The following is a 6527-nucleotide window of genomic DNA, read 5'->3' as shown; positions in this document are numbered from 1 at the left end:
CCTGGCCGCCGCCCTGGGCGCGCCGGGGCTGGCCCGAGCCGGAGCCGGCGGGGGCCTGGCCGGAGGCTCCGGAGCCGGTGCGGCGGCCGCGGCCGCCGGAGGCGGGGGCGGCGGAGGCGCCGGAGCGCTGGCCGCCGCCCGAGCGGCGGCGCGAGGAACCCGAGCCCGAACCGGAGCCGCTGCGCGCCTTGGGCTGCGCGGGCGGCTGGGGGACCTCCAGGACGACGGGGATGCCGGAGGGCTCGCGGGCGCCGGTCAGCTGGGCGAGTTCCTCGTCGGAGGACTTGATCTGGGCGGTGCGCGGGGAGATCCCGGCGTCCGACATCAGCCGGGTCATGTCCCGCTTCTGGTCGGGCAGGACCAGGGTGACGACGCTGCCGGACTCGCCGGCGCGGGCGGTGCGGCCGCCGCGGTGCAGGTAGTCCTTGTGGTCGGTGGGCGGGTCGACGTTGACGACGAGGTCGAGGTCGTCGATGTGGATGCCGCGCGCGGCCACGTTGGTGGCGATCAGCGCGGTGACCTCGCCGGTCTTGAACCAGTCCAGGGTGCGGTTGCGCTGCGGCTGGGAGCGGCCGCCGTGCAGGCCGGAGGCGCGCACGCCCTCGGCGAGGAGCTTCTTGACCATGCGGTCGACGCCGCGCTTGGTGTCGACGAACATGATGACCCGGCCGTCGCGGGCGGCTATCCGCGTGGCCACGGCCTTCTTGTCGGTCTCGTCCATGACGTACAGGACGTGGTGCTCCATGGTGGTGACCGCGCCGGCCGACGGGTCGACGGAGTGGCCGACCGGGTCGTCCAGGAACATCTTGACGAGCTTGTCGACGTTCTTGTCGAGGGTCGCCGAGAACAGCATGGTCTGGCCGCCGGCCTCGACCTGCTTGAGCAGGGCGGTGACCTGCGGCATGAAGCCCATGTCGGTCATCTGGTCGGCCTCGTCGAGGACGGTGATCGAGACCTGCGAGAGGTCGGCGTCACCGCGGTCGATGAGGTCCTTGAGGCGGCCGGGGGTGGCGACGAGCACCTCGGCACCGCGGCGCAGCGCGCCGGCCTGCCGGTTGATGGACATGCCGCCGACGACGGTCGCGACGCGCAGGTTGACGGCCGTGGCGTACGGGGTCAGGGCGTCGGTGACCTGCTGGGCGAGCTCGCGGGTCGGTACGAGGACCAGCGCGAGCGGGGCCTTGGGCTGGGCGCGGCGGCCGTGGGTGCGGGCGAGGAGGGCCAGGCCGAAGGCGAGGGTCTTGCCGGAGCCGGTGCGGCCGCGACCGAGGAGGTCCCGGCCCGCGAGGGAGTTCGGCAGGGTCGCGGCCTGGATGGGGAAGGGTTCGGTGACGCCCTGGGCGGCGAGGGTCTTCAGCAGCGCCTCGGGCATGTCCATGTCCTCGAACGCGGCGACCGGCGGGAGGGCCGGGACCTGCGGTTCGGGCATGGTGAATTCCTGGGGCCGGGCGACGGGGGCGGACTTCTGCCGTCCCGCGCCAGCCTTCGGACGCCCCTGGGCCGCACCTCGACCCCGGGTGGGGCGGCGGCTGGGTCGTGCGGAGCTGGAGCTGGTCATGCGAGAAAGCCCTCCTGAAACCGGCAGGTCATGCAAAGGTCGAGACAGCAGACAAGCCGGGGCCCGCACCTCGCGGCGCGGACCCCGGCATGCTGAAGAACTTAGGCGGGGAGGATGTTCTCCGCCTGGGGGCCCTTCTGGCCCTGGGTGACGTCGAACGTCACGCGCTGACCCTCGGTCAGCTCACGGAAGCCAGAGGTGGCGATGTTCGAGTAGTGGGCGAAGACGTCCGGGCCGCCGCCGTCCTGCTCGATGAAGCCGAAGCCCTTTTCCGAGTTGAACCACTTCACGGTACCGTTAGCCATTTGAATCTCCTGAATAGGCGGCAAGGGCCCCATCCGGGAGAATCCGGCAAAAACGATAAAAGCGCCTGAGGAGCAATCCCGTCAGGCGCACATAAAGTTCATGGGTACCACAACTGCAACGCCTCCACGCTAGCACACCTCGGCGGGAAACCGCTGCCACTGCCGCCGGCGCGGGGGCGTCGCCCGCGCCAGAGGCGCCCGCGTCAGAGGCGTTCGATGATCGTCACGTTGGCCTGGCCGCCGCCCTCGCACATGGTCTGGAGGCCGTAGCGGCCGCCGGTGCGTTCCAGTTCGTGCAGGAGCGTGGTCATCAGCTTCACGCCGGTCGCGCCCAGCGGGTGGCCCAGGGCGATGGCGCCGCCGTTGACGTTCACCCTGGCGGGGTCGGCGCCCGTCTCCTTCAGCCAGGCGAGCACGACGGGGGCGAAGGCCTCGTTGATCTCGACCAGGTCGATCGCGTCGAGGGTCAGGCCCGTCTTCTTCAGCGCGTGGGCGGTGGCCGGGATCGGGGCGGACAGCATCCGGATGGGGTCCTCGCCGCGTACCGACAGGTGGTGGATGCGGGCGCGGGGGGTGAGGCCGTGTTCGGCGACCGCCCGCTCGGAGGCGATCAGCATCGCCGCCGCGCCGTCGGAGACCTGGGAGGAGACGGCCGCCGTGATGGTGCCGCCCTCGACGACCGGCTTCAGCGCGGCCATCTTCTCCAGGGTGGTGTCGCGGCGCGGGCCCTCGTCCACGGTCACGTCCCCGTACGGGACGGTCTCGCGGGCGAAGCGGCCCTCGTCGATGGCGCGGACCGCCCGCCGGTGGGAGCCGAGGGCGAACTCCTCCATGTCCCGCCGGGAGATCCCCCACTTCCGCGCGATGAGCTGCGCCCCGTGGAACTGGTTGACGGGGGCGTCGCCGTAGCGGGCGCGCCAGCCCGCCGAGCCCGCGTAGGGGCCCTCGGTGAGGCCGAGGGGCTCGGCCGCCTGCCGGGAGGCGAAGGCGATCGGGATCATCGACATGTTCTGGGTGCCGCCCGCGACGACCAGGTCCTGGGTGCCGGAGAGCACGCCCTGGGCGGCGAAGTGCACGGCCTGCTGGGAGGAGCCGCACTGCCGGTCGACGGTGACCCCGGGGACCTCCTCGGGCAGCCCGGCGGCCAGCCAGGCGGTGCGGGCGATGTCCCCGGCCTGCGGGCCCACCGTGTCGAGGCAGCCGAACACCACGTCCTCCACGGCGGCCGGGTCCACCCCGCTGCGCTCGACGAGCGCCTTGAGCACGTGCGCGCCCAGGTCCGCGGGGTGGACCTGGGACAGGCCGCCGCCGCGCCGGCCCACGGGGGTGCGTACGGCGTCGACTATGTAGGCCTCGGGCATCGGGGGGCTCCTCTGCTGGCTGCGGGCGTTCTAGGGGCGTACGGCGATCCCGTCGAGCACCATCGACAGGTACTGGCGGGCGATCTCCTCGGGGCTGTGCTGTCCGCCCGGCCGGTACCAGGACGCCGCGACCCACACCGTGTCGCGCACGAAGCGGTAGGTGAGGCGGATGTCGAGGTCGGCCCGGAAGACCCGGGCGGCGACCCCCCGCTCCAGCGTCCCCAGCCACGCCTCCTCGAACTTCACCTGCGAGTCGGAGAGGTAGTGGAAGCGGGGCTGCGCGGAGAGGGTGCGGGCCTCCTTCTGGTAGATCGCGACGGCGGCGCGGTGCCGGTCGATCTCCCGGAAGGACTCGGTGACGAGGGCCTCGATGGTCTCCCTGGGGCCGAGGTCCGCGGCGAGGACGGTGTCGTAGCCCTCCCACAGCTCGTTCAGGAAGGCCGAGAGGATCTCGTCGAGCATCGATTCCTTGGAATCGAAGTGGTAGTAGAGGCTGCCGGCGAGCATCCCGGCGGCGTCGGCGATCTTGCGGACGGTGGTGGCGTTGTAGCCCTGGGCGGCGAAGACCTCGGCGGCGGTGTGGAGGAGCTCGCGGCGCCGCTCGGGCGAGGCGGTCACCTGCGGCTTCTTCTTCGCGCGCGGCTCGGCGGTCGGCTCTGCGGCCGGCTTGTTCGTTGGCACGGGCCCATTCTGGGGCTAGGCGCGCTGGCTGCTGACGGAGACGGTCTCGCCCGTCATGTAGGACGAGTAGCCGCTGGCCAGGAAGACGATGACGTTGGCGACCTCCCAGGGCTCGGCGTACCGGCCGAACGCCTCGCGGGCGGTGAGTTCGGCCAGCAGCTCCTCGCTGGTGACCTTCACCAGGTGCGGGTGCATGGCCAGGCTCGGGGCGACCGCGTTGACCCGTACGCCGAACCCGGCGGCCTCCAGCGCCGCGCAGCGGGTCAGGGCCATCACCCCGGCCTTGGCGGCGGCGTAGTGGGCCTGGCCGGTCTGGGCGCGCCAGCCGACGACGGAGGCGTTGTTGACGACCACGCCCGCGCGGCCGGAGTCCTTGAAGGCGCGCAGGGCGGCGCGGGTGCAGCGGAAGGTGCCGTTCAGGGTGACGTCGAGGACGCGGGTCCACTGTTCGTCGGTCATGTCGACGAGGTCGGCGGTGCCGCCGAGCCCGGCGTTGTTGACCACGACGTCGAGGCCGCCGTGGAGCCGCGCGGCGTGCGCGAACAGGGCCCGGACCTGGTCCTCGTCGGTGACGTCGCAGGGCAGGGAGGCGATCTTGTCCGCGCCGAACTCGGCGGCGAGGGCCGTCTCGGTCTCCTTCAGGCGGCGGGCGTGGGCGTCGCCGATCAGGACGCGGGCCCCTTCCTCCAGGAAGCGGCGGGCGGTGGCGCCGCCGATGCCCGCGCCGGCCGCTGCCGTGACGACGGCGGTGCGGCCGCGCAGCAGACCGTGGGCGGGGACGTAGGCGGGCGCCTCGTTGCGGGACTCCTCGACGCTGCTCATGGCCGTACGTTAACCTACCAAACACTTGTTAGGGAAGGCGTGCGCAAGGAGGCGGACGGCTGATGGATCTCGACCACTCCCCCGAGGTGGCGGCCTTCCGGGCCGAGGCCCGGGCCTGGCTGCACGAGCACGTGCCGGACGTGCCCCTGCCCTCGCTGGAGACCGGGGAGGGCTTCGCGGCGCACCGCGCGTGGGAGGCGGAGCTGCACGCCGGCCGCTGGTCGGCGGTGTCCTGGCCCGAGGAGTACGGGGGCCGGGGCGCGGACATCGAGCGCTGGCTGGTCTTCGAGGAGGAGTACTGGGCAGCGGGCGCGCCCGGCCGGGTCTCGCAGAACGGCGTCAGCCTGCTGGCCCCGACCCTCTTCGACCACGCCACGCCCGGGCAGCGGGCGCGGGTGCTGCCGTCCATGGCGAGCGGCGAGGTGATCTGGGCGCAGGCCTGGTCCGAGCCCGAGTCGGGCTCCGACCTGGCCTCGCTGAGGTCGCGGGCGGAGCGCACCGAGGGCGGCTGGCTGCTGTCGGGGCAGAAGACCTGGTCCTCGCGGGCCGCCTTCGCCGACCGGGCCTTCGGCATCTTCCGCAGCGATCCGGGTGCCGCCCGGCCGCACCAGGGGCTGACGTACCTGATGTTCGACCTGCGCGCGCCGGGCGTGATGGTACGGCCCATCGGACGGCTCGACGGCAAGCCGGCCTTCGCGGAGCTGTTCCTGGACCGGGTGTTCGTCCCCGACGAGGACGTGATCGGGGAGCCGGGGCAGGGCTGGCGGATCGCGATGTCGACCACCGGCAACGAGCGCGGGCTGACCCTGCGCTCCCCCGGCCGGTTCCTGGCCGCCGCCGGCCGGCTGGCCGCCCTGTGGCAGGAGCGGGGGGACCCGGCGGACACGGCGCTGCGCGACCGGGTCGCGGACGCGGTGGTGGGGGCGCGTGCCTACGAGCTGTTCACCTGGGCCGGAGCCACCCGCTTCGCGGCGGGCGGATCGATCGGGGCCGAGTCCAGCCTGAACAAGGTGTTCTGGTCCCAGTACGACATCGCCCTGCACGAGACGGCCCTGGACCTGCTGGGTCCGCAGGCGGAGCTGGCGGACGGGCCGTGGGCCGAGCCGTGGGTGTTCTCGCTGGCCGGTCCGATCTACGCGGGGACGAACGAGATCCAGCGCGACATCATCGCCGAGCGGCTGCTCGGCCTTCCGAAGGGCCGCCGCTGATGCGCTTCCAGCCGACCGGTGAACAGGGCGACTTCGTCCGCACCCTGCGCTCCCTGCTGGCCGCGGCACAGGTCCCGGCGACGGTGCGGGCCTGGGCGGCCGGGGACCACGGGCCCGGGCTGGCCCTGTGCTCCCGGCTCGCGGACACCGGCCTGTGGGCGCTGGCCGCGCCGGAGGCGTACGAGGGGCTGGGGCCGCTCCCGGTGGAGACGGCCCTGGCCTTCGTGGAGCTGGGGCGGGCGGGGGTGGCGGGCCCTGCGGTGGAGACGGCCGCGGCGGTGGTGCTGCTGGGGGAGCTGGCCCGGCTCGGCGAGGAGGGCCCGGCGAAACGGTTCCTCCCGGGGCTGGTGGCCGGTGACGCCCTGGCCACCCTGACCCTGCCGGGCGGCTCCCCGTACGCCCTGGACGCGGACGCGGCGGAGTACTGCTTCACGGTGTCGGGGGCGGGGGCCGGGGCGGCGCCGGGCACGGCGGGGGCCCCGGGCGCGGCTTCGGCCTCCGCCCCGGCCCCGGGCGCGGCAGCGGTGCCGGACACGGGTGCGGCCTCCGCTCCGGCCCCGGGCGCGGCCCCGGCCTCGGCCCCGGGCACGGC

Annotated in this window: 7 protein-coding genes; 2 read left to right on the top strand and 5 right to left on the bottom strand. The window is 73.8% G+C overall.

Translation table 11 applies throughout. The features are described 5' to 3' along the window. The 5 genes from ACFVXK_RS36420 to ACFVXK_RS36400 form a co-directional block, all read right to left on the bottom strand. The coding region (locus tag ACFVXK_RS36420; protein WP_389620990.1) for a DEAD/DEAH box helicase at window positions 1-1558 on the bottom strand (1558 nt) is incomplete at its 3' end. A 101-nt stretch (window positions 1559-1659) separates the two neighbouring features. Further along, window positions 1660-1863: a cold-shock protein gene (locus ACFVXK_RS36415; RefSeq protein WP_125816912.1), complete on the bottom strand. Its 204-nt coding sequence runs from the start codon at window positions 1861-1863 to the stop codon at window positions 1660-1662. Between the two features lie 203 nt (window positions 1864-2066). Continuing rightward, a complete protein-coding gene (locus ACFVXK_RS36410) occupies window positions 2067-3224 on the bottom strand; it encodes an acetyl-CoA C-acetyltransferase (RefSeq protein WP_389620986.1) in 1158 nt (385 codons plus the stop codon). 30 nt (window positions 3225-3254) lie between these two features. Then, window positions 3255-3905 (bottom strand): TetR/AcrR family transcriptional regulator, encoded by a 651-nt coding sequence (locus tag ACFVXK_RS36405; RefSeq protein WP_389620983.1) that lies wholly within the window; start codon window positions 3903-3905, stop codon window positions 3255-3257. A gap of 15 nt (window positions 3906-3920) precedes the next feature. Further along, the gene (locus tag ACFVXK_RS36400) at window positions 3921-4727 is read right to left on the bottom strand and encodes an SDR family oxidoreductase (RefSeq protein ID WP_389620980.1); all 807 of its coding nucleotides are present in this window, start codon (window positions 4725-4727) and stop codon (window positions 3921-3923) included. 62 nt (window positions 4728-4789) lie between these two features. Between ACFVXK_RS36400 and ACFVXK_RS36395 the strand changes: the two genes are divergently transcribed. Continuing rightward, window positions 4790-5935 carry an acyl-CoA dehydrogenase family protein gene (locus ACFVXK_RS36395; protein WP_389620977.1) on the top strand — a complete coding sequence of 382 codons (1146 nt, stop codon included), beginning with the start codon at window positions 4790-4792 and terminating at the stop codon, window positions 5933-5935. Then, a partial coding sequence (locus tag ACFVXK_RS36390) for an acyl-CoA dehydrogenase family protein (protein ID WP_389620974.1) occupies window positions 5935-6527 on the top strand: 593 nt, incomplete at its 3' end. The genes ACFVXK_RS36395 and ACFVXK_RS36390, both read left to right, overlap by 1 nt.

It is taken from the genome of Streptomyces sp. NPDC058157, assembly GCF_042884105.1.
Lineage (GTDB): Bacteria > Actinomycetota > Actinomycetes > Streptomycetales > Streptomycetaceae > Streptomyces.
Note: the sequence above shows the minus strand (reverse complement) of the source record. Positions and strands in the feature narration are given on the sequence as shown.